At 68.3% G+C, this 20,745-nt stretch carries 14 protein-coding genes; 8 read left to right on the forward strand and 6 right to left on the reverse strand.

Going from position 1 to position 20,745, the window contains the following annotated elements:
* Positions 1-67 precede the first annotated feature (67 nt).
* The gene (locus C1922_RS15560; protein WP_108750586.1) at positions 68-2,359 is read left to right on the forward strand and encodes an NADP-dependent malic enzyme; all 2,292 of its coding nucleotides are present in this window, start codon (positions 68-70) and stop codon (positions 2,357-2,359) included.
* Between the two features lie 158 nt (positions 2,360-2,517).
* Here the strand turns inward: C1922_RS15560 and C1922_RS15565 are convergent, their stop codons facing one another.
* Entirely contained in the window at positions 2,518-3,255 is a 738-nt protein-coding gene (locus C1922_RS15565) for a basic secretory protein-like protein (protein ID WP_108750587.1), read from the reverse strand.
* Between the two features lie 4 nt (positions 3,256-3,259).
* The gene (locus C1922_RS15570) at positions 3,260-6,604 is read right to left on the reverse strand and encodes a GH92 family glycosyl hydrolase (protein ID WP_108750588.1); all 3,345 of its coding nucleotides are present in this window, start codon (positions 6,602-6,604) and stop codon (positions 3,260-3,262) included.
* Positions 6,605-6,998: 394 nt separating this feature from the next.
* Here C1922_RS15570 and C1922_RS15575 point away from each other — a divergent pair, with 394 nt between their 5' ends.
* From C1922_RS15575 to C1922_RS15585, 3 genes are read left to right on the forward strand one after another with little or no spacing between them, the layout of a single operon-like run.
* The gene (locus tag C1922_RS15575) at positions 6,999-7,196 is read left to right on the forward strand and encodes a zinc-finger domain-containing protein (RefSeq protein ID WP_108750589.1); all 198 of its coding nucleotides are present in this window, start codon (positions 6,999-7,001) and stop codon (positions 7,194-7,196) included.
* Positions 7,197-7,211: 15 nt separating this feature from the next.
* Positions 7,212-8,327, forward strand: a complete 1,116-nt coding sequence (locus tag C1922_RS15580) for a glycosyltransferase (protein ID WP_108750590.1) — start codon at positions 7,212-7,214, stop codon at positions 8,325-8,327.
* A complete protein-coding gene (locus C1922_RS15585; protein WP_108750591.1) occupies positions 8,308-9,639 on the forward strand; it encodes an O-antigen ligase family protein in 1,332 nt (443 codons plus the stop codon). The genes C1922_RS15580 and C1922_RS15585 overlap by 20 nt, the downstream gene beginning before the upstream one ends.
* Positions 9,640-9,678: 39 nt before the next feature.
* Here C1922_RS15585 and C1922_RS15590 read toward each other — a convergent pair whose 3' ends face one another.
* Complete coding sequence (locus C1922_RS15590) at positions 9,679-10,596, reverse strand: LpxL/LpxP family Kdo(2)-lipid IV(A) lauroyl/palmitoleoyl acyltransferase (RefSeq protein ID WP_108750592.1); 918 nt, start codon at positions 10,594-10,596, stop codon at positions 9,679-9,681.
* Positions 10,597-10,656: 60 nt separating this feature from the next.
* Between C1922_RS15590 and waaA the strand changes: the two genes are divergently transcribed.
* Together waaA and C1922_RS15600 are read left to right on the forward strand one after the other, a co-directional pair.
* Entirely contained in the window at positions 10,657-11,955 is a 1,299-nt protein-coding gene (waaA, locus tag C1922_RS15595; RefSeq protein ID WP_108750593.1) for a lipid IV(A) 3-deoxy-D-manno-octulosonic acid transferase, read from the forward strand.
* A gap of 204 nt (positions 11,956-12,159) precedes the next feature.
* Entirely contained in the window at positions 12,160-13,371 is a 1,212-nt protein-coding gene (locus tag C1922_RS15600; protein ID WP_108750594.1) for an amino acid transporter, read from the forward strand.
* Positions 13,372-13,447: 76 nt separating this feature from the next.
* Here C1922_RS15600 and C1922_RS15605 read toward each other — a convergent pair whose 3' ends face one another.
* From C1922_RS15605 to C1922_RS15615, 3 genes are all read right to left on the reverse strand, one after another.
* Positions 13,448-14,806: a TolC family outer membrane protein gene (locus C1922_RS15605; RefSeq protein ID WP_108750595.1), complete on the reverse strand. Its 1,359-nt coding sequence runs from the start codon at positions 14,804-14,806 to the stop codon at positions 13,448-13,450.
* A 16-nt stretch (positions 14,807-14,822) separates the two neighbouring features.
* Entirely contained in the window at positions 14,823-15,470 is a 648-nt protein-coding gene (locus C1922_RS15610; protein WP_108750596.1) for a protein-L-isoaspartate O-methyltransferase, read from the reverse strand.
* A 141-nt stretch (positions 15,471-15,611) separates the two neighbouring features.
* Positions 15,612-16,289 (reverse strand): TetR/AcrR family transcriptional regulator, encoded by a 678-nt coding sequence (locus C1922_RS15615; protein ID WP_108750597.1) that lies wholly within the window; start codon positions 16,287-16,289, stop codon positions 15,612-15,614.
* Positions 16,290-16,410: 121 nt separating this feature from the next.
* Between C1922_RS15615 and C1922_RS15620 the strand changes: the two genes are divergently transcribed.
* Positions 16,411-17,532 carry an efflux RND transporter periplasmic adaptor subunit gene (locus C1922_RS15620; RefSeq protein ID WP_108750598.1) on the forward strand — a complete coding sequence of 374 codons (1,122 nt, stop codon included), beginning with the start codon at positions 16,411-16,413 and terminating at the stop codon, positions 17,530-17,532.
* A 3-nt stretch (positions 17,533-17,535) separates the two neighbouring features.
* Positions 17,536-20,697, forward strand: a complete 3,162-nt coding sequence (locus C1922_RS15625; protein ID WP_108750599.1) for an efflux RND transporter permease subunit — start codon at positions 17,536-17,538, stop codon at positions 20,695-20,697.
* Positions 20,698-20,745: the final 48 nt, after the last annotated feature.

Here is a 20,745-nt window from a genome sequence, read left to right on the forward strand (position 1 = left end):
CAGGTCCAGCCACTCCAACGGGGGTATCATCCCCTGTCCCTCTTGCCCATTCATGTAACCCACATCGATGTCCAACGAAGATTTCAAACAGGCCGCCCTCGATTACCACCGCATGTCGCCGCCGGGCAAGATCCGCGTCGCTGCGACCAAGCCGATGCTGACCCAGCGTGATCTGTCGTTGGCCTATTCCCCGGGCGTGGCCTATGCCTGCGAAGCCATCAAGGCCGACCCGCAGCAGGCCAGCGAACTCACCGCCCGCGGCAACCTGGTCGCGGTCATTTCCAACGGCACCGCCGTGCTGGGCCTGGGCAACATCGGCCCGCTGGCCGGCAAGCCGGTGATGGAAGGCAAGGGCGTGCTGTTCCAGAAGTTCGCCGGCATCGATGTGTTCGACATCGAAGTGGACGAAACCGATCCGGACAAGCTGGTCGACATCATTGCCTCGCTGGAACCGACCTTCGGCGGCATCAACCTGGAAGACATCAAGGCGCCGGAATGCTTCGTGGTCGAGCGCAAGCTGCGCGAGCGCATGAAGATTCCGGTGTTCCATGACGACCAGCACGGCACCGCGATCATCGTCGGCGCCGCTGTGCTCAACGCCATGGCCATCACCGGCAAGAAGATCGAGGAAGTGAAGCTGGCGACCACGGGCATGGGCGCGGCCGGCATTTCCTGCGTGAACATGCTGGTGCAGCTGGGCCTGAAGCCGGAAAACATCCTGGCCTTCGACCGCGAGGGCGTGATCCACACCGGCCGTACCGATCTGGACCCGGAAAAGCAGCGCTATGCGCGCGACACCGACAAGCGCACCCTGGCCGAGATCGTCAACGGCGCCGATATCTTCCTGGGCCTGTCGGCCCCGGGCATCCTGACCGCCGAGATGGTCAAGACCATGGCGCCGGACCCGGTCATCTTCGCGCTGGCCAACCCGACCCCGGAAATCATGCCGGAAGAAGCGCGTGCCGCCCGCCCGGACGCGATCATCGGCACCGGCCGTTCGGACTATCCGAACCAGGTCAACAACGTGCTGTGCTTCCCGTACCTGTTCCGCGGCGCGCTGGACGTGGGTGCTACCGCGATCAACGAAGAAATGAAGATCGCCTGCGTGCGCGCCATTGCCGCGCTGGCCCGCCGTGCCGCCACCGACATGGGTTCGGCCTACGGCGGCGATGCACCGAGCTTCGGCCGTGAATACCTGATCCCGCGCCCCTTCGACCGCCGCCTGCTGGTGGAACTGTCCGCCGCCGTGGCCCAGGCCGCGATGGATTCGGGCGTGGCCGCTCGCCCGATCGCCGACATGGATGCCTACCGGCAGAAGCTGTCGCAGTTCGTCTACCGCACCAGCCTGATGATGAAGCCGGTCTATGACCGCGCCCGCGCCGACAAGCAGCGCGTGGTGTACGCCGAAGGCGAAGAGGAAGTGGTGCTGCAGGCGGTGCAGAACGTGGTCGACGAAGGCCTGGCGCACCCGATCCTGATCGGCCGGCCGGACGTGATCGAAGCGCGCATCGAACGCCTGGGCCTGCGCCTGAAGGTGGGCGAGAACATCGAGATCACCAACATCAACGATGATCCGCGCTTCAACGAATACTGGCAGTACTACCACGGCCTGACCGGCCGTCGCGGCGTGACCGTGGCCGCGGCGAAGAACCTGATGCGTTCGCGCCCGACCCTGATCGCCGCGGTGATGGTTGCCCGTGGTGAAGCCGATGCCATGCTGACCGGCATCGTCGGCCGCTTCCACAAGAAGCTGGGTTACGTGCGCAGCGTGCTGCCGCTGGAATCGAAGGTCACCTCGACCTCGGCCATGACCGGCGTGATCAACCAGCAGGGCGTGTTCTTCTTCGTGGACACCCACGTGCAGGAAGACCCGACCGCCGAGCAGATCACCGAAGCCACGCTGCAGGCGGCCTACCGCATGAAGCTGTTCGGCATCGAGCCGAAGGTGGCGCTGCTGTCGCACTCCAACTTCGGCAGCCACGATTCCAAGGACGCACTGAAGATGCGCCAGGTCCGCGAGATGCTGCTCAAGCGCAACCCGCGCCTGAACGTGGACGGCGAAATGCAGGGCGACACCGCGTGGGACGAAGCGCTGCGCCAGAAGCTGCTGCCGGGCTCGACCCTGCAGGGCCGTGCCAACCTGTTCGTGCTGCCGAACCTGGAAGCGGCCAACATCGCCTACAACCTGGTGCGCGTGTTCACCGATGGCGTGGCGATCGGTCCGATCCTGATGGGCGTGAACAAGCCGGTGCACATCCTGACCACCAGCGCGACCTCGCGCCGGATCCTGAACATGTCCGCCATCGCCGCGGTCGATGCGCAGATCCGCAAGCAGCTGGAAGCGGAAAAGAAGGCGTAAGCCTTCCTTTCAGCGGCAGCTGCAGAAACGCGCCCCACGGGGCGCGTTTCTGTTTGCGCGAAGCGCAGACCCGGATCGGGTAGCGCCGGGCCATGCCCGGCGAGCGCGCAGCGCGGTGTGCCGTGTATTCCGCCAGGCATGGCCTGGCGCTACCGCCCTCAGCGTCGGCCGCGGCGCGCCGGGGCCGGTGGCGGGGCGTCGCTGCGTGGCTTGGCGTACTGCGCCCAAAGCACCGGCAGGGTCTTGCCGGTTTCCTTCTGCCACAGAGTGGGCACGTAGCGTCCGTCGCGCAGCGCCTTGTCCAGCGCCAGCACCAGGCCGGGGTGCTCGCCCTCGGCCCATTTCAGGAACGCACCGGTCACCCGGTAGCCGCTTTCCACGGTCTGGCCCTTTTCCACCTTCACCGGCAGTGCCCAGCCGGCGGCGGTGTTGTTCATGCCGTAGCGGTCGCGCGCGTAATCGGCAATGCCTTCCACCAGCCAGCCCGGCACGCGCTTGTCGCCGTAGCTGGGGTAGCCCTGCACGATGTGCATCGCCTCGTGGGTCACCAGGTCGATGTCATCGGGGTGCTTCAGCAGCCAGCCCGGATTGATGGTGATCGTGCTGGCCTTGTCCTTGTCACCCACGTAGGCCACGCCGTTGTAGGCCGGATCGATCACGATGCGCACTTCGTTCGGCGCCGCCGGGCGGAAGTCCGCCCGCTCGCGCAGGTAAGCAAAGTAGAACGTGTCGATGATGCGCTTGCGCACCGGTGCCGCCAGGGCACCGCTGGCATCCTGGTAATACAGGGTCACGCCATCGCGGCTGACCTGGCCATCGAAGGCCTGGGTCTGGGCCTGGCCGACACCGGGGAAGGCCAGGGCAAGAAAGAGCAGGGGAATCAGGCGAAGGCGCATGGCGTCATTGTACGGTGGCCGGTGCCAGCAGTTCGATCTCGGCCAGCTGCAGTCGGCCCGGACCGATCACGCGCAGACGGTACTCGCTGTAGCGTGCCGGCGTGGCAATGCGGAAGGGACGGGTCTGCCGCGGTGAGGTGAAGTCTTCGCCGTCGCGCTGGTCCAGCGTGCGCCAGCTTCCGTTGCCGCTGCGCGCTTCCAGCACCCACTGGCCGCCACGGATCGCGCCACCGCCACTGGTCAGCGTGTACAGGGTCGGCACGCCATCGGCGCCGCCGCTCAGGCTGATGGTCGCACCCGCGCCAAGCGCCACTGCGGTGTCCGCATCGTCATCGGTCAGGGCGGGCAGGGCGCGGCCATCGGCCAGTGCCGCGCGCGCGCTGCTGCCCAGCAGATCGTGCAGCAGCTGCGGGCGCTTGCCGACCGCGGTCAGCGAAGGCGGTACATCGTCGGCACCGCTGCCCCAGCGCGACGGCTGCGGGCCCATGGTGAAGTCCAGGGTGGCGCCCTGGGCGATCAGCGTGTGCGGCACCCAGGTCTTCGTCCACGGCTTGCCGTTGATCTTCAGCGACTGCACGTACACGTTTTCCGGCGAATTGTTCTCGGCGTTGACGGTCAGCACCGCGCCGCCCTGCAGTTCCACCCGTGCATGGGCGAACGCCGGCGAACCGATCACGTACTCCGGCGCACCCATGCGCAGCGGGTACAGGCCCAGCGAGGCGAACAGGTACCAGGCCGAGGTCTCGCCGTTGTCCTCGTCACCGGGGTAGCCCTGGCCGATCTCGCTGCCCACGTACAGCCGCGACAGGATCTCGCGCACGTGCTGCTGGGTCTTCCACGGCTGCCCGGCGTACAGGTACATCCACGGAATGTGGTGCGCCGGCTGGTTGCTGTGTGCATACATGCCCATGCGCACGTCGCGCGCTTCGGTCATCTCGTGGATGATGCCGCCGTAGGAACCGGCGAATTCCTTCGCGGCGGTTTCCGGGGTGGCGAAGAAGGTGTCCAGCTTGGCCGCCAGCTTTTCGCGGCCGCCGTACAGCGCGGCCAGGCCTTCGCCGTCGTGGGCAGCGGTGAAGGCGAAGGTCCAGCCATTGGATTCGGTGTAGTCGTGGCCCCACACGCGCGGGTCATAGTCCTTGGCGTCCACGCGCCAGCTGCCATCGGCCTGGCGGCCCTGGAAGAAGCCCACTGCCGGGTCGAACACGGTGGCGTAGCCCGCGGCGCGGTAGCGGAAGTACTCGGCCTCGGTGCGGTAGCGCTCGCGCGCGGCCGGCGTGGTTGCCTTCGTCGCCAGTGCCTGCGCCATGTTGGCAAGACCGAAGTCATTCAACGCGCCTTCCATCGTCCACGACATGCCTTCGTGCACGTCGGCGCTGGCGTAGCCGCGGAAGGTGGAACGGTCCATGCCCTTGCGGCCGACGTGGCGGTCCGGCGGTACCACGGTCGCGTTCTTCAACGCGGCCGCATAGGCTTCGGCCGGATCGAAACCACCAATGCCCTTCAGCCAGGCATCGGCGAACGCCACGTCGGAACTGGTGCCGACCATCAGGTCCGCATAGCCCGGCGACGACCAGCGCGCGATCCAGCCGCCGGCGCGGTACTGCTCGATGAAGCCCTGCACCAGCTGCCCGGCATCCTGTGGGGTGAACAGCGCATAGGCCGGCCAGGTGGTGCGGAAGGTGTCCCAGAAGCCGTTGTTCACGTACACCTTGCCGTCGCGTACCGGCGCGAAGCTGCGGCTGGCGCTGCCATCGGTGTTGTTGTCTTCCGCACTGGCCTGGCTGGCATAGCGCCAGTCCGGTGCGGCGGCGGTGCCGGCATTCTCGTGGCCCGAATTGGGGTACAGGTACAGGCGGTACAGGTTCGAATACAGCGTGGTCTTGGCGTCGTCGCTGGCCTGGCCGATATCGAAGCGCGACAGGCGCGCATCCCAGGCGTCCTGCGCGCGTCCGGCCACGCTGGCCAGGGTGTCGGCGTCGGCGATTTCCAGCGCCAGGTTGTGCCGTGCCTGTTCCAGCGAGATCAGCGAGGTGGCGATGCGCATCGTCACCGTGCGGCCCTGCGCGGTATCGAACTTGATGTAGCCGGTGGGGCGGCCGGTATCGATGCGGCCGCTGCTGCGCCACGGCCGGTCGAAGCGGGCCACCACGTACATGCGGGTGGCGCCGTTGGACAGGCCGCTGCGCGTGTCTGTGTAGCCGCTCAGGGTCTGCGTGGCCGCATCCAGGGTCAGCCCGCCGCGCGCATCCACGTTGTCGAACAGCAGGTTGGCATCGCTGCCCTGCGGGAATTCAAACTGGAACAGCGCGGCATGGTCGGTGGGTGCGATCGACGCTGCGATGCCGTTGTCGAAGCGCACGTCGTAGCGGTACGGGCGCGCCGATTCCTGGCGGCGGTCGAAGGACAGGGCGCGCTTGCTGCGGTCGGCCTCGGGCACGCCGCGGCTGGCCGAGGGCATCACCTGGAAGGTCTGGCGGTCGCCCATCCACGGGCTGGGCTGGTGGCTGAGCGCCAGCGCCTGCAGCTGCGGCCGGTTCTTCGCATCGTTCTGCTCGCTCCAGCGGTACAGCCAGTTCAGCGCGCCGGCGTCGGTCACCGGGGTCCAGAAGTTGAAGCCGTGCGGCAACGCGGTGGCCGGAACGTTGTTGCCGCGCGAGAAAGTGCCGTTGGCCTGCGTGCCGCGGGTGGTCAGCACCCAGTCCGAGACGCGCTGCGGCACGTTGCGGGGCTGCGCATCCAGGCGCACATCGTCGATCCAGCCCGACACCGGCGCGCCATCGGCGCTGGCCACGGCCAGTTCAATGGCCACGACCCGGCGCCCCAGCAGGCCCGGGACATCGCCCAGGCGCACCGCCTTGCGCGCCCACTGCTGCGGGTACAGCGTCTTCGAATCGCCCTGCGCGCTCGCGCCCAGCGCGATCCCATGCTGGTCGCGCGCGGCGCTGGCCGACACCCGGCTGCCATCGTCCAGGCGCAGGTCCAGCGACACATAGGTCGAGGCCACGGTATCGCTGCCGACGATCTCCGGCAGCACCAGCCACGACAGCGTGGTGTCGGCGGCAATGGTCAGATCGGTGGTGAACAGTTCGCGTGATGCAGGGCCGCCATCACCGCGGTAGTGCAGGGCATGCAGGCCGGTGTAGCCGGCATTGCGCTTGGCGGCATACGGGGCGGCCGGGCCGTTGCCGATCTGCACCTGCAGCGCGCCAGCAGCCTTCAACGGTGCCGGTTCACCCGGCTCGAACGAGGTCTGCAGGCCCTGCGCCAGTGCCGGCGTCGCAGTGGTCGCGCAGGCCAGGGCCAGGGCGAGGGGAAGCAGGGCGCGGCGCGGATCGGTCAGGGTCATGCAGGGTCTCCCGGGTAAGGCAGGCGGCTGGCAGGACCCGCATCGGCGAACACCCAGGACAGCACCGCCCGCGCCGCCCAGGGGCAGCGCGGAAGCGATGCAGGTCCGGTGGGGGGCGGGCCGTGCGATCGGGTCGGGTTGTGAGGGTCCCGATGCTGCAACAGGCAGCTGCACCCTGACAAGTGCCATTTAGTTCGATCCAAATGCGGCAAATCCTCACCAGCGCGAGGCGATGCCCGGAACTGCTTGGATCGATTGAAGAAATCCGCCCGGGTGGGTGTCTGTGCGTCGGGATGGAAGGTGTGCAGACGCCAACCCGCCTGTTGCGGCGCAATGCTGGCCCGGCCCAGATGCTAGAATCCGAGCCCTCGCAATCCGTTCATCGACACCCGCCATGAGCCATACCGCCACTGCGCCCGCCAACGCCGAAAAGCGCTACACCGTGCACCGCGCCGACCTGCCGCTGAGCTGCCCGACCCCGGAAATGGCGCTGTGGAACTCGCACCCGCGCGTGTACCTGCCGATCGAAGACGAGCCCAATGGTGAAGCGCAGTGCCCGTACTGCGGCTCCACCTTCGTGCTGGCCGACTGATCGGGCGGCCGTTCGATGCGCCGATTGACCGTGGTGCAGTTGCTGCCGGCGCTGCACTCCGGCGGCGTCGAGCGTTCCACCCTTGAAATCGCCGCCGCCCTGGTGGCGGCCGGCCACCGTGCTTTGGTGGTGTCCGCCGGCGGTCGCCTGGTGCAGCCGCTGCTGGACAGCGGTGCCGAGCATCTCACGCTGGATATCGGCCGCAAATCGCTGCTGACTCTGCGCCACATGCCGACCTTGCGCCGCCTGTTTGCCGAAGTGGGCGCGGACATCGTGCATGCGCGCTCGCGCCTGCCGGCGTGGCTGGGCCTGTACGCGATCCGTGCATTGCCGGCCGCGCAGCGCCCGCGCTGGGTCACCACCGTGCATGGCCTGAATTCGCCCAGCCGCTACAGCGCGGTGATGACCAGCGGCGAACGCGTGATCTGCGTGTCCAATACCGTGCGCGAGTATGTGCATACCCATTACCCGACGGTTCCCGACGCGCGCCTGCAGGTGATTCCGCGTGGCGTGGACGTGGGCCAGTTCCCGCGCGTGGCACGCGCCGATCGTCGCCCGCGTCTGGCCCTGGCGGCTGATTACCCGTGGCTGGCGCAGGTGGACGGCCCGCTGCTGCTGCTGCCCGGGCGCGGTACGCGGCTGAAGGGCCATGCGCACGCGCTGCAGTTGCTGGCCGACCTGCGTGCGGCCGGCGTGCCGGCGCAGCTGTGGATGCTGGGCACCGATGAGCCCGGCCGGGAAACCTATGTCGCCGGCCTGCGCGCGCAGGCGGCCGCACTGGGCATTGCCGAGGCGGTGCATATCAGCGTGCCTACCGCGCGCATCGCCCAGGCCTACGCCGCCAGCGACCTGGTGCTGCAGTTGTCGGACAAGCCCGAAGCCTTCGGCCGCACCGTGGTCGAGGCGCTGTCGGTCGGCCGCCCGGTACTGGGCTGGAACCACGGTGGCGTGGGCGAACTGCTGCAGCAGCTGCAGCCGTCGGGCGCGGTGCCTCTGGGCGATGCGCAGGCCCTGCGTGAACGCGCGCTGGACCTGCTGGCACAGCCGCCGTCGTTGCCGGGGCGGATCCCGTTTACCCTGCAGGCCATGCAGCGTGACACCCTTCGCATCTATGCCGACCTTGCCGGCTGACCCCATCCCGGCCCTGCGCGATGATCGCGCCGGGCGCTGGGCGCCGTGGTGGGTGCTGGCCTACGTGGCGCTGTGGCCGCTGCCGGGCATCGCCGAAACCGTGCTCGGCCTGGGCGCGCTGTACGCCGCCGCGCGCATGGTGCTGCGCCGGCTGCAGCACCGGCCGCATCTGCTCAGCCCCGCCGCGTGGGCACTGACTTCCATCCTGTTCCTGGGCTACTGGCTGCCGCAGGCGTTCTCGGCGCTGGATGCCATCGATCCGTCGGCGGCCTGGACCAAGACCGCCGCTGGACTGCGCTATCTGCCCTTCATGTGGCTGGTGGCCATTGCCGTGGCCACACCGCAGCGGCGCCGGCTGACGCTGGGCGGGCTGGCGCTCATCACCGGGCTGTGGACCGTGGACGCGCTGGTGCAGGCGCTGGCCGGCAGCAGTCCGTGGTTCTGGTCGTTGGACCAGTTGAAGCATGTGGTCAGCGGGCACGGCCTGTGTCCGGCCGATGAGGTCGTGCTGGCCGACCGTCTCAGCGGTGCGCTGGGGCCGTGCAACCTGAAGTTCGGCCAGGTACTGGCCAGCCTGTCACCGTTCCTGCTGCTGCCACTGGCCCGTCGTTTCGGCCATGCCGGCTGGCTGCTGGGCGCGGCCGCGCTGGGCATCGTGCTGCTGCTGGCGGGCTCGCGCGCGTCCTGGGTCACCTTTGGCCTGGTGCTGGTGTACAGCGGCCTGCGCCAGTTCGGCTGGAAGCGCCTGCTGCTGTTGTCGCTGGCCGGCCTGCTGGGCGCGGCTGTGTTGACCTCCAGCGTGCCGCAGCTGCGCGAGCGCGTGGCGCGCACCGCCATGGCCTGGGACGGCGCCGACGATGGCGTGGACCAGGCGCTGTCTGGCCGCGCGCGTATCTGGTCGGCGGCAGCGTGCATGATCGAAGAACACCCGATCAACGGCGTGGGTGCGCGCGGTTTCCGCGATGCCTATCCCGCGTGCGTGCGCGAGCAGGCACCCGCCGTATGGGGCGCCGAGCCGGCCCTGCACGCCCATCAGATCGTGCTGGAAATCCTCGCCGAAACCGGGGTGCTGGGCCTGCTGCTGTGGCTGGCGGCCGTGGCCCAGGCGTGGCGCGCCTGGCGCTTCGCCCCGGCCGCCGCGCGTGAGCGCGCACGCCCGGCCATGCTGGCGCTGGCCGTCACCGTGTTTCCCTTGAACACCCACCTGGCGTTCTATTCCACCTTCTGGGGCGGGGTTACCGTGCTGCTGGCGGCGCTGTTCGTCGGCACGCTGCTGGCGCGTGAGCCCGACGATCCGCCCAACGCGATGTAATCGCCCACCCACGCCCTGCGTGGATGGCGCATTCCCCGGTTATCTATAAAAATCGCTGCGGCCGCCGGGCTGGCGCTTGAACCGGCGGTGGATCCACAGGTACTGGTCGGGGGCTTCGCGCACCATCTGTTCGATGGCCTGGTTCACCCGCGTGGTATCGGCTTCCACGTCTTCACTGGGGAAGTTCTCCAGCGGCGCACCGATCTTCAGGAAGTACTTTCCGCCTTCGCGACGGTGGAAGTAGGGGATGACCGCGCAGCCGGTCATGCGCGCAAACTGGTGGGTGGCGGTGATGGTGGCCGCGGTATGGCCGAAGAACGGCACGAACACGGTGTCCTTGCCGCGCATGTCCTGGTCGGGGGCATACCACAGGAAACCGCCCTTCTTCAGATGACGCACGGTGGCACGGATGTCCTCGTTGGCATACATCGCCTTGGCATAGCGCAGGCGGCCGAACTTCACCGCCCATTCGTACACCGGGTTCTTGTGCTTGCGGTACATGCCCGACAGGTCCACGTGGTCGCACAGCAGGCGCCCACACATTTCCAGGGTCATGAAGTGGCCCGACACCAGCAGCACGCCGCGACCTTCGGCCTGCATCTGCTTCAGGTGTTCCAGGCCTTCGATCTGCACCTGCGGGCGGATGCTGTCGATGCTGCCCCACCAGGAGCGCGCACATTCGAAGATGCCCACGCCCAGCGCGTCGAAGCTGTCGCGTACCAGGCGGTTGCGCCAGGCTTCGTCCTTTTCCGGGAAGCACAGCTTCAGGTTCACCTCGGCGGCACGGCGGCGGCTGCCGAGCAGGCGCCAGGTGATCCAGCCCACCCCGCGCCCCAGCGCGCGCTGCAGGAACCACGGCAGGCGGGCGATGCCGAACGCAGCGAACATCGCCGCGAACATCGGCCAGTTGCGGGGATCGGCCAGGGACGGGCGGACGGCGGTAGAGGCATCGGACATGCCGCCATTCTACCAACCCCGCCGCGTGTCTTTACCGGGGGCGTCCCGTATCCTTGCCGCATGCGCAAAGACCCTGTCGAATGGATCCTGCGCGGCCTGTATTCGGCCGTGCTCTACATCCTGCTGCCGATCACCGTGTACCACCTGGTGTGGCGGGGCTTCCGGGTCCGCGAGTATTTTCGGCGCTGGGATGAACGCTACGCCTCCTACCCGCAGCCGACCGGCCAGCCCCGGGTCTGGTTGCACGCGGTATCGGTGGGCGAGGTCAACGCCGCCGCGCCGCTGGTGAACACGCTGCGCAAGCAGCGCCCGGACATCCGCTGGGTCATCACCACGATCACGCCTACGGGCTCCGAGCGCGTGCGCGCGCTGTGGGGCGACGCGCTGGATCACGTCTACCTGCCGTATGACGTGCCCGGCAGCGTCAACCGCTTCCTCGGCCACTTCCAGCCCAGCCTGGCGCTGATCCTGGAAACCGAGCTGTGGCCGAACATGCTGTTCGGTTGCCGTGACCGCCGCATTCCCGTGTACATCCTCAACGCACGCCTGTCGGCGCGCTCGCTGCGTGGCTACCGCGTGCTGGCCGCGCTGATCCGCCGTGCCCTGCGTACCGTGACCTGCGTGGCCGCGCAGTCGCAGGATGATGCCGCGCGCTTCGTGCAGCTGGGCGCCGCGCCGGAACAGGTGCAGGCACTGGGCAACCTGAAGTTCGACATCGCCACCCCGGAAGTACAGCCCTTCATCGCCCAGTTCCACCAGCAGGTTCCGGCCCAGCGGCCGGTGTGGATCGCGGCCAGCACCCATGAGGGCGAGGAACAGGCGGTGGTCGACCTGCACCGGCGGCTGCGCCAGCAGCATCCGGATCTGCTGTTGCTGTGGGCGCCGCGCCACCCCGAGCGCTTCCCGAAGGTGGAGGCGCTGGCACGCGAGCAGGGCTGGCGCGTGGCCACCCGGCGCGCGCAGCAGTGGCCGCAGGCCGATACGGATGTGTTCGTGATCGACACCCTGGGTGAGCTGATGCCGTTCTACGGCTGCGCCCAGGTGGCCTTCGTGGGCGGCAGCCTGCAGGCCATCGGCGGCCACAATCTGCTGGAGCCGGCGGCACTGGGCACGGCCGCCGTTACCGGCCCGCACCTGCACAACTTCGCGGAAATCTCGCGGCGCATGCGCGAGGCCGGCGCACTGCTGATCGGCGACGACGTGCAGGCCGTGGGCGATCACCTGCAGCACCTGCTGCAGGATCCGCAGGCCCGCGAGGACATGGCCCACGCCGGCTGCACGCTGGTCAGCAACGGTCGCGGCGCGCTGCAGCGCACCGTGGCGCTGGTGGAACCGCACCTGCCGCCGCCGCGCGACTGACCCCGCACCGCGGCGTGCTGACGCAAACAGCCGCATAAAGTCTGCTTGATGGCCGAGGCGGTGTCGTAGCTGGCCTGCCAGTGCGGCCGTGCGCGTGCCTTCCATCACAGCGCGGTGCTTGCGCGCCGTTTCCCGATACCGTTGCGTCGTCGCCGCTGCCAGCCTGCTGTCGACCACGCTTGGTCGGCATCAAGGAAGCTTTCAATGAACGTCGATGGCGGCAGCACCGCGCGGGGCGGGGTGCGAACCGGCGGTGTACTGGGCACGGATCATGTACTGGTGCTTGCGCTGGCGCTTCTGGCGGGCGGCAGCGTGGTGGCGCTGGTGGGCCAGCACACCGCAGCGCAGGCCGGCCCGGCAATCGTGCTCAGCCTGCTGCTGGCAGCGCTGGGCGCGTGGCTGGTGCTGTGCAGCCTGCGTGATGCGCTGCGTGCGCAACCCGAAGGCAGCGGCCTGCACGATCTGCTGCGGGCGGCCTGGGGCCAGCGCGTGGCCGATCTACTGCTGTTGGCCCTGGTGCTGGAATTGACCGTCACCGTGGCCGGTGCTGCGCAGTCCGGTGCGCGCCATCTCTACGCGGTCGCCGCCACGCTGGGCGTGGAGCCGCGACAGTGGCTGCCCTTGCAGGTGGTCGCGGCCGTGCTGGTGCTGGCCACCGCGGCGATGGCGCTGCTGCGGCCGCGCCGCGCGGTGCTGCTGGCCTGTGCGTTGTTGACCCTCAAGTTCGGTATTGGCGCGCTGCTGCTGGTGCTGGCCGCGCGCCATGTGCATTACGCCCACTGGATTCCGTGGCTGCCCAGTGCAGTGGCGCCGTACCGCTTCGGTGTGGGTGGGGTGGTCGCCGCCAGTGTGCCGCTGCTGGCGGTCTTTGCCAGCACGGGTCTGCTGCTGGTTCTGGCTCCGCTGGTCGCCCGGCCGCGGCGGCAACTGGTCCTGGCGGTTGGCGTGGCGGTGCCGGCGGGCATGCTGTGGCTGATGGTGCTGGCGGCGCTGCAGTCGGGGCTGGTGGCGTTCCCGGCATTGGCCAGCACGCGGCCGCTGTCGGTGGCCCTGCAGGGGGTCACGCAGCTGCAATGGATGCTGCCGCTGCTGCCGGCCGCCGGTGCAGCCGGCCTGGCCGCGCTGCAGGTGGTACTGGTGCTGCTGGCCACGACGCTGTACCTGCAGCGCTGGCCGGGCGGCGGTGACCGCCAGCGGGTGCAGCGCGCCGCGGTCATCGCGTGGCTGGGGACAGGGGCGGCGCTGCTGGCGGTGTGGTTGCCCGAAGGGCGGCTACCCAGCCTGCCGGGACCGATGGCGCTGATCGCGCTGGCGGCGGTCTGTGCGGGCCAGGTGAAGCAGTCCGGCGCGACCCGGGTGCGTGCGCCGCTGGCCACCGCGCTGTGCATGCTGCCGCTTCTGCAGCGGCTGCTCTAAGGATGAGCAGCGTCGCGCGGGCACAAAAAAACCACCCCTGCGGGTGGTTCTTCTGTGCGGCCAGCAACGCCTGCAATCAGCGCGTGGTGGTCGACGGATTGCCCGCGTCCTGGGTCAGCAGGCGGTTGATGTCCTGCAGCTCGGCCACGTCCAGCGAACCCAGCGACTGGCTCAGCAGCAGGCGGTTCTGCAGGAAGGTGTAGCGGGCCTGGGCGTAATCCAGCTGCGCCGAGAACAGGATGCGCTGGTTCTGGATCACGTCCAGCACCGTGCGGGTACCCACTTCCAGGCCAACCTGCGAAGCGTCGTATGCGCTCTGTGCCGAAACCACGGCCAGGCGGCGCGCTTCCACTTCGCTGATGCCCTGCACCAGGGTCTGGTAGGCATTGCGGGTGTTGCGGTCCAGCGCACGCTTCTGCTGTTCGTAGGTGTCCTGGGCGATATCACGCTGGGCCAGGGCCTGGCGCACGCCCGACTGGGTGGCACCGCCGGAGAAGATCGGCACGCTCAGGGTCAGGCCGATGCTGTTGGTGCGGGCATCGGGGGACAGCGAGCCGGCGCCGGTGCTGTCGCCCCAGGTCGCGCTCTTGCCCCAGCTGCCGCCCAGCGACAGCGTCGGGTAGTGACCGCCGCGGGCCGCCTGCACGCCGGCTTCGGCGGCACTGACCTTCAGCTCCTGTGCCTTCAGCGCCGGGTTCTGGCTGCTGGCCTGGGTCACCAGTTCATCGATGTTGCCGCGGTTGGCCGGCACTTCCGGGCGGAAGTCGGCCGGCAGGCCGCGCAGGTTCACCACCGGCTGGCCGGTCAGTTCGGTCAGCGCCTGGTAGTTATCGGCCAGGGTGTTCTGCGCAACGATGGTGTTGGCGCGCGCCTGGTCGTACTGGGCGCGCGCTTCGTGCACGTCGGTGATCGGCGCCAGGCCCACTTCCAGGCGCTTGTCGGCGAAGTCGAACTGCTTCTTCGCGGCTGCTTCATTGGTCTGTGCGGCGGTCAGCGATTCGATCGCCACCAGCACGTTGAAGTAGGCCGCCGAGGTGCGCACGATCAGGCTGTCGTTGGCCGAATCGAGGGTGAAATCCGCCGCCTTGCTCAGCTCGCGCTGCGAACGCAGGTTGCTGATCTGGGTCCAGTTGAACAGCGTCTGGCTGCCATCGACCGTATAGCTGCGGCGCTTGCTCATCACCGAACCGGAATTGGCATCGGCATTGGCTTCGCTGCGCGTGCGGTTCAGCGCGGCGGTGCCGTTGATCTGCGGCAGCAGGGCAGCGCGTGCCTGCACGGCGCCTTCCTTGTCATACAGCCGGGTCGATTCGGCAGCGGCCAGCTGCGGGTCGCCGTTGCGCGCCATTTCGTAGACCTGCAGCAGGTCGGCGGCATGGGCAGACAACGGCAGCAGGGCAGTGGCCAGCGCAACAGCGAGGGATCGGCGGATCATTGCGGCTTCCTTGGACTCAGAGGTGGAACTGGGGTGCCGGGGCGGCACCGCGCAGGTAATCGATATCGGTCTCGAACAGCGATTCGGTGCTGCCGTCGGCCTTCACCAGCAGCGCTTCCATGGCCGGCGAACGACCGTGGATCACGAACAGGCGACCGCCCGGACGCAGCCACGAGGCGAACTGTGACGGCACCACGTCCACTGCGCCAGTGACACAGATCACGTCGAAGCGGCGATCGGTCTGCCAGGTCAGGGCATCGGCCACTTCCACCCGCACGTTCGTGCCCAGGCCGGAAGCGTCCAGGCGCGCGCGCGCAGCGGCGGCCAGTTCCGGGTCGATTTCCAGGCTCAGCACGTCGCGCGCCAGCGCGCCGATGCAGGCCGACAGGAAACCACTGCCGGTACCAATCTCCAGCACTTCATCACCCGGCTGCAGATCCAGCGCCTGCAGGGTGCGGCCTTCGATCACCGGCTTCATCATCTTCTGGCCGTTGCCGATGGGCAGTTCGACATCGGTGTAGGCCAGCGCACGGCGCGCGTCGGCGACGAAGGCTTCGCGCGGCAGGCGGGCCAGGACGTCGAGCACCTTGATGTCCAGCACGTCCCAGGGACGGATCTGCTGTTCCACCATCAGTTCGCGGGCGTGGGCGTAATCAATCGTCATGAGGTTCAAATCCAGCGCAGTGGGCCGGCCATTTTACCGGTGCCGGAGGCCGGCGGCGCGCCCAGAGCATCAGCTGCCGGGTGGCCGGGGTCGCAGTGCCGGAAGTCATCGCGACCTCCGGTTCGTTCAGGTTGGTGCGTTTCAGTCGTTTCCGGCCCCTCGCGGGGCATAGGCGCGCAGGAAGAAATCGACGCTGGCGGCCACGTGGGTCGTGGCGTCGGTCTCGGCCGGGGACAATGGCATGCCGCACATCATATGCATGTGCACCTCGCCCTTCACCAGGGTCAGGAACTGTTGCCCGGCCTGGGCAAAGTCGTCGATCTGCAGTTCGCCGCGTGCCGTGCGCGAGCGCAGGAACTCGGCCAGCGCCTCGCAGGTGCGCAGCGGGCCGGCCTGCCAGAACAGTTCGCGCAGGCGCGCGTCGGTTTCCGGCGCCATCATTACCCGCTGGATCGACAGCGCCGCATCCGAAGTGATCAGCTCGAAGAACGCGTGGCCAATGCCCAGCAGCTGGTCGCGCAGCGGGCCCTCGGCGTCGGCCACGAACAGCGCATCGGGCAGCATCTCGATGCACTTGGACTGCACCGCCTGCGAGAACAGGGTCTCTTTGTCGCCGAAATGGCTGTAAACGGTCAGCTTCGACACGCCAGCCTGGGCGGCGATGCTGTCCATGCTCACACCGCTGTAGCCCTGTTCGATGAACAGCACTTTGGCGGCTTCCAGGATGGCAGCGCGCTTGCCCAGGTCCTTCGGACGCCCGGGCCCGGCGGCCTTGGCAGTGGCCTTGGCCGACGGCTTGCGGGAAGTGGGGGAACTCATTGCCGTAATACTAGACCACGCGGTTCGATATTTATACTATACCGGCTGGTTCAATAATGTCCGTGGCGTAACAGAGTGTTGCCGCCGTGGTCCTCCGGATTTCCTTTCAGGTCGTATAGCCATGAAGAACATGCGTTGGGTGGGCGTGGGTGCGCTGGCGGTGGTGCTGGCAGCATGTGGCAGGCAGGCCGCCGAGCCGGCGCCGGCCCTGCCGGTGCTGGTGGTCCACCCGGTCACCCAGGACGGACAGGCGCCGGCGGCGTATCCCGGTGAGGTGCGTGCGCGCCAGGAAAGCCCGCTGTCGTTCCGGGTGGGCGGCAACCTGGTCAAGCGCCACGTCGATGCCGGTGAACGGGTGAAGAAGGGCCAGCTGCTGGCCGAACTGGACGTGGCCGACTACGCCTCGCAGGCCGCGGCATCGCAGGCCCAGTTGGCGGCGGCCGAAGCCGATCTGGTGCGCGCCCGCGATGACCAGAAGCGCTACGCGAAGCTGGCCGAAGACCAGTTGGTGAGCCGATCGGCGCTGGACCAGCAGACCGCCGCCTTCAAGGCGGCCCAGGGCCAGGCCAATGCCGCCCGGGCCAACCTGGCCGTGGCCCGCAACCAGGCCGAGTATGCGCAGCTGCGGGCACCGGCCGATGGTGTGATCGCCAGCCGCCAGGCCGAGGCCGGGCAGGTGGTCAGTGCCGGGCAGACGGTGTTCACCCTGGCCGCCGACGGAGGCCGCGAGGTGCTGATCGCGCTGCCGGAAAGTTCGATCCGCGACTACCAGGTCGGCCAGGCCGTGCAGGTGGAACTGTGGAACCGCCCGGGCCAGATGCTGCCCGGCACCCTGCGCGAAATCGCCCCGGCGGCCGATGCGCAGGCCCGCACCTATGCCACCCGCGTGAGCCTGGCGCCGGAAGCACTGAGCGAAGTGGAACTGGGCCAGAGCGCACGGGTGTTCGCCACGGCGGGCCGCCACGGCACGCTGCAGTTGCCGCTGGCCGCCGTGCAGCGCGGTGCCGACGGCCAGGCCAGCGTGTGGGTGGTCAATCCTGCCACCGGCGCGCTGAAGGCGACGCAGGTCACGGTCGGCGCCTATGGTGCGCAGGCCGTACCGGTGCTGTCCGGCGTAGCGGCCAGCGATTGGGTGGTAGCCGCCGGCGGTCATCTGCTGCGCGAAGGCCAGGTGGTGGCGCCCGTGGACCGGCAGAACCGCCCGGTGCTGGCACCGACTGCGCCCGCCGCCAAGGAACACTGAGCCATGCGCCGCTTCAATCTTTCCGAGTGGGCCCTGGGCAACCGCCCGCTGGTGCTGTTCGCCATGCTCGCCTTCGCCGTCATCGGCGCATGGTCGTACAAGCATCTGGGCCAGTCCGAAGATCCGCCGTTCACCTTCAAGGCGATGGTGGTGCGCACGATGTGGCCCGGCGCCACCGCCGAGCAGGTCTCGCGGCAGGTGACCGAGCCGATCGAGAAAGCGCTGATGAACACCGGCGAATATGAGTTCATCCGCTCGTACTCGCGCCCGGGCGAATCGCAGGTGATCTTCATGGCCCGCGACAGCCTGCGCTCCAAGCAGATTCCCGACCTGTGGTACCAGGTGCGCAAGCGCGTGGGCGACATCCGCGCCACCTTGCCGCGCGAGATCGTTGGCCCGTTCTACAACGATGAGTTCGGCGATACCTTCGGCAACATCTACGCGTTGACCGGAGAAGGCTTCGATTACGCAGTGATGCGTGACTATGCCGACCGCATCCAGCTGGAACTGCAGCGCGTGCCCGACGTGGGCAAGATCGATCTGGTCGGCCTGCAGGACGAGAAGGTCTGGATCGAGCTGTCCAACACCAAGCTGGCCACGCTGGGCGTATCGCTGCAGCAGGTGCAGCAGGCCCTGGCGGACCAGAATGCGGTGACCGCCAGCAGCTTCTTCGAAACCCCGACCGACCGCGTGCAGTTGCGCGTGACCGGTCAGTTCGATTCCATCGAGGACATCCGCCGCTTCCCGATCCAGGCCGGCGAGCGCACCGTGCACCTGGGCGACATCGCAGAGATCAAGCGTGGCTTCGCCGATCCCGCCTCGCCGAAGATGCGCTTCATGGGCCAGGATGCGATCGGCCTGGCCGTGGCGATGAAGGACGGCGGTGACATCCTGAAGCTGGGTGCCACCCTGGATGCCGAGTTCGAGCGCCTGCAGAAGACCCTGCCGGCGGGCATGCAGCTGCGCAAGGTCTCTGACCAGCCGCATGCAGTGGAAGAGTCGGTGGGCGAGTTCGTGCAGGTGCTGACCGAAGCGGTGGTGATCGTGCTGCTGGTCAGCTTCTTCTCGCTGGGCCTGCGCACCGGCCTGGTGGTGGGCGTGACCATCCCGCTGGTGCTGGCGATGACTTTCTTCGTCATGCACTACTTCGATATCGGCCTGCACAAGATCTCGCTGGGCGCGCTGGTGCTGGCGCTCGGCCTGCTGGTGGACGATGCGATCATCGCGGTGGAAATGATGGCCACCAAGATGGAGCAGGGCTACGACCGCCTGCGCGCGGCCAGCTTCGCCTGGGAATCGACCGCCTTCCCGATGCTGACCGGCACCCTGATCACCGCGGCCGGTTTCCTGCCGATCGCCACCGCTGCGTCCAGCACCGGCGAATACACCCGCTCGCTGTTCCAGGTGGTGACCATCGCCCTGGTGGTGTCGTGGATCGCGGCAGTGCTGTTCATTCCCTACCTGGGCGACAAGATGCTGCCGGACCTGTTCAATCCGCAGCCGCCCAAGCCCGGCAGCCTGGCCGCGCGCTGGCATGCGCGCCGCCTGCAGTGGGCCGACCGCCATCCGGCGCTGGCGCGCTGGATCGTGCCCAAGCAGCACGACCACGATCACGATCCGTACCAGCGGCCGTTCTACACCCGCTTCCGTGCCTTCCTGGACCGTTGCCTGCGCCACCGCTGGTGGGTGATCGCCGCGACCATCGCGCTGTTCGTCGGGTCGCTGCTGCTGTTCCGCTTCGTGCCGCAGCAGTTCTTCCCCGATTCCACCCGCCCCGAGCTGATGGTGGACATCGAACTGGCCGAAGGGGCGTCGCTGGCCGCCACCCAGGCCCAGGCCGACAAGCTGGAAAAACTGTTGAAGGGGCGCGCAGGCATCAGCAACTACGTGGCCTACGTCGGCACCGGTTCGCCGCGCTTCTACCTGCCGCTGGACCAGCAGTTGCCGGCCACCAACTTCGCCCAGTTCGTGGTGCTTACCGACGATGCCAAGGCACGCGAAAGCACCCGCGACTGGATGCTGAAGGATGTGATCAAGCAGTTCCCGGACGTGCAGATGCGCGTGACGCGCCTGGAGAACGGTCCGCCGGTGGGCTATCCGGTGCAGATGCGCGTATCGGGTGAACACATCGCCCAGGTGCAGGCCATCGCGCGCCAGGTTGAGGCGAAGGTGCGCGAGAACCCGCACGTGATGAACGTCAACCTGGACTGGAGCGAGCCGAGCAAGGTGGTGCGGCTGGTGATCGACCAGGACCGTGCGCGCGCGCTGGGGGTGAGCAGTGCCCAGGTCAGCCAGTTCCTCAGCAGTTCGCTGTCGGGCATGAGCGTGAGCACCTATCGCGAAGGCAACCGCCAGATCGAGATGCTGCTGCGTGGGCCGGACAACGAACGCGCGCAGCTGGACCTGCTGGGCAGCCTGGCGATTCCGACCAGCGGCGGCACCGCCGTGACCCTGTCGCAGGTCGCCCGGCTGGAGTACGCCTTCGAGGATGGCATCATCTGGCACCGCAACCGCCTGCCGACGGTCACCGTGCGGGCGGACATCAGCGATGGCATGCAGGCGCTGGACGTGGTGCAGCAGATCGTGCCGACCCTGGATGGCATCCGTGCCGGGTTGCCCAGTGGTTACCTGCTGGAGACCGGCGGTTCGGTGGAGGACTCCACCCGTGGCCAGGATTCGATCAAGGCCGGCATGCCGCTGTTCCTGATCGTGGTGGCCACGCTGCTGATGCTGCAGCTGCGCAGCTTCTCGCGTGCGGCCATGGTGCTGGTGACCGCGCCGCTGGGCATCATCGGCGCCACGCTGTTCCTGCTGCTGTTCCGTGCACCATTCGGTTTCGTCGCCCTGCTGGGTACGATCGCGCTGGCCGGCATGATCATGCGCAACTCGGTGATCCTGATCGACCAGATCCAGCAGGACATCGACGCCGGGCATGACCGCTGGCACGCGATCATCGATGCGACGGTGCGCCGCTTCCGCCCGATCGTGCTGACCGCGCTGGCGGCGGTGCTGGCGATGATTCCACTGTCGCGCAGCGCGTTCTACGGCTCGATGGCGATCTCGATCATGGGTGGCCTGATCGTCGGCACCGTACTGACCCTGGTGTTCCTGCCGGCGCTGTACGCCGCCTGGTTCCGGGTGAAGCCGGACGAATCCGGGGCGTGATGCCCCGGGGTCTACGGCCACCGCCTCGGGGTAGGTGCCAACCTTGGT

The sequence above is a fragment of the Stenotrophomonas sp. ZAC14D2_NAIMI4_7 genome (assembly GCF_003086675.1).
Taxonomy (GTDB): Bacteria; Pseudomonadota; Gammaproteobacteria; order Xanthomonadales; family Xanthomonadaceae; genus Stenotrophomonas.

Excerpts from the sequence above, each read along its gene's own strand:
- C1922_RS15600 (WP_108750594.1), top strand. The coding sequence starts at position 12,160 with ATGAACGTCGATGGCGGCAGCACCGCGCGGGGCGGGGTGCGAACCGGC.
- waaA (WP_108750593.1), top strand. The coding sequence starts at position 10,657 with ATGCGCAAAGACCCTGTCGAATGGATCCTGCGCGGCCTGTATTCGGCC.
- C1922_RS15610 (WP_108750596.1), bottom strand. The coding sequence starts at position 15,470 with ATGACGATTGATTACGCCCACGCCCGCGAACTGATGGTGGAACAGCAG.
- C1922_RS15620 (WP_108750598.1), top strand. The coding sequence starts at position 16,411 with ATGAAGAACATGCGTTGGGTGGGCGTGGGTGCGCTGGCGGTGGTGCTG.
- C1922_RS15615 (WP_108750597.1), bottom strand. The coding sequence starts at position 16,289 with ATGAGTTCCCCCACTTCCCGCAAGCCGTCGGCCAAGGCCACTGCCAAG.
- C1922_RS15625 (WP_108750599.1), top strand. The coding sequence starts at position 17,536 with ATGCGCCGCTTCAATCTTTCCGAGTGGGCCCTGGGCAACCGCCCGCTG.
- C1922_RS15575 (WP_108750589.1), top strand. The coding sequence starts at position 6,999 with ATGAGCCATACCGCCACTGCGCCCGCCAACGCCGAAAAGCGCTACACC.
- C1922_RS15585 (WP_108750591.1), top strand. The coding sequence starts at position 8,308 with ATGCCGACCTTGCCGGCTGACCCCATCCCGGCCCTGCGCGATGATCGC.
- C1922_RS15565 (WP_108750587.1), bottom strand. The coding sequence starts at position 3,255 with ATGCGCCTTCGCCTGATTCCCCTGCTCTTTCTTGCCCTGGCCTTCCCC.
- C1922_RS15580 (WP_108750590.1), top strand. The coding sequence starts at position 7,212 with ATGCGCCGATTGACCGTGGTGCAGTTGCTGCCGGCGCTGCACTCCGGC.
- C1922_RS15590 (WP_108750592.1), bottom strand. The coding sequence starts at position 10,596 with ATGTCCGATGCCTCTACCGCCGTCCGCCCGTCCCTGGCCGATCCCCGC.
- C1922_RS15560 (WP_108750586.1), top strand. The coding sequence starts at position 68 with ATGTCCAACGAAGATTTCAAACAGGCCGCCCTCGATTACCACCGCATG.
- C1922_RS15570 (WP_108750588.1), bottom strand. The coding sequence starts at position 6,604 with ATGACCCTGACCGATCCGCGCCGCGCCCTGCTTCCCCTCGCCCTGGCC.
- C1922_RS15605 (WP_108750595.1), bottom strand. The coding sequence starts at position 14,806 with ATGATCCGCCGATCCCTCGCTGTTGCGCTGGCCACTGCCCTGCTGCCG.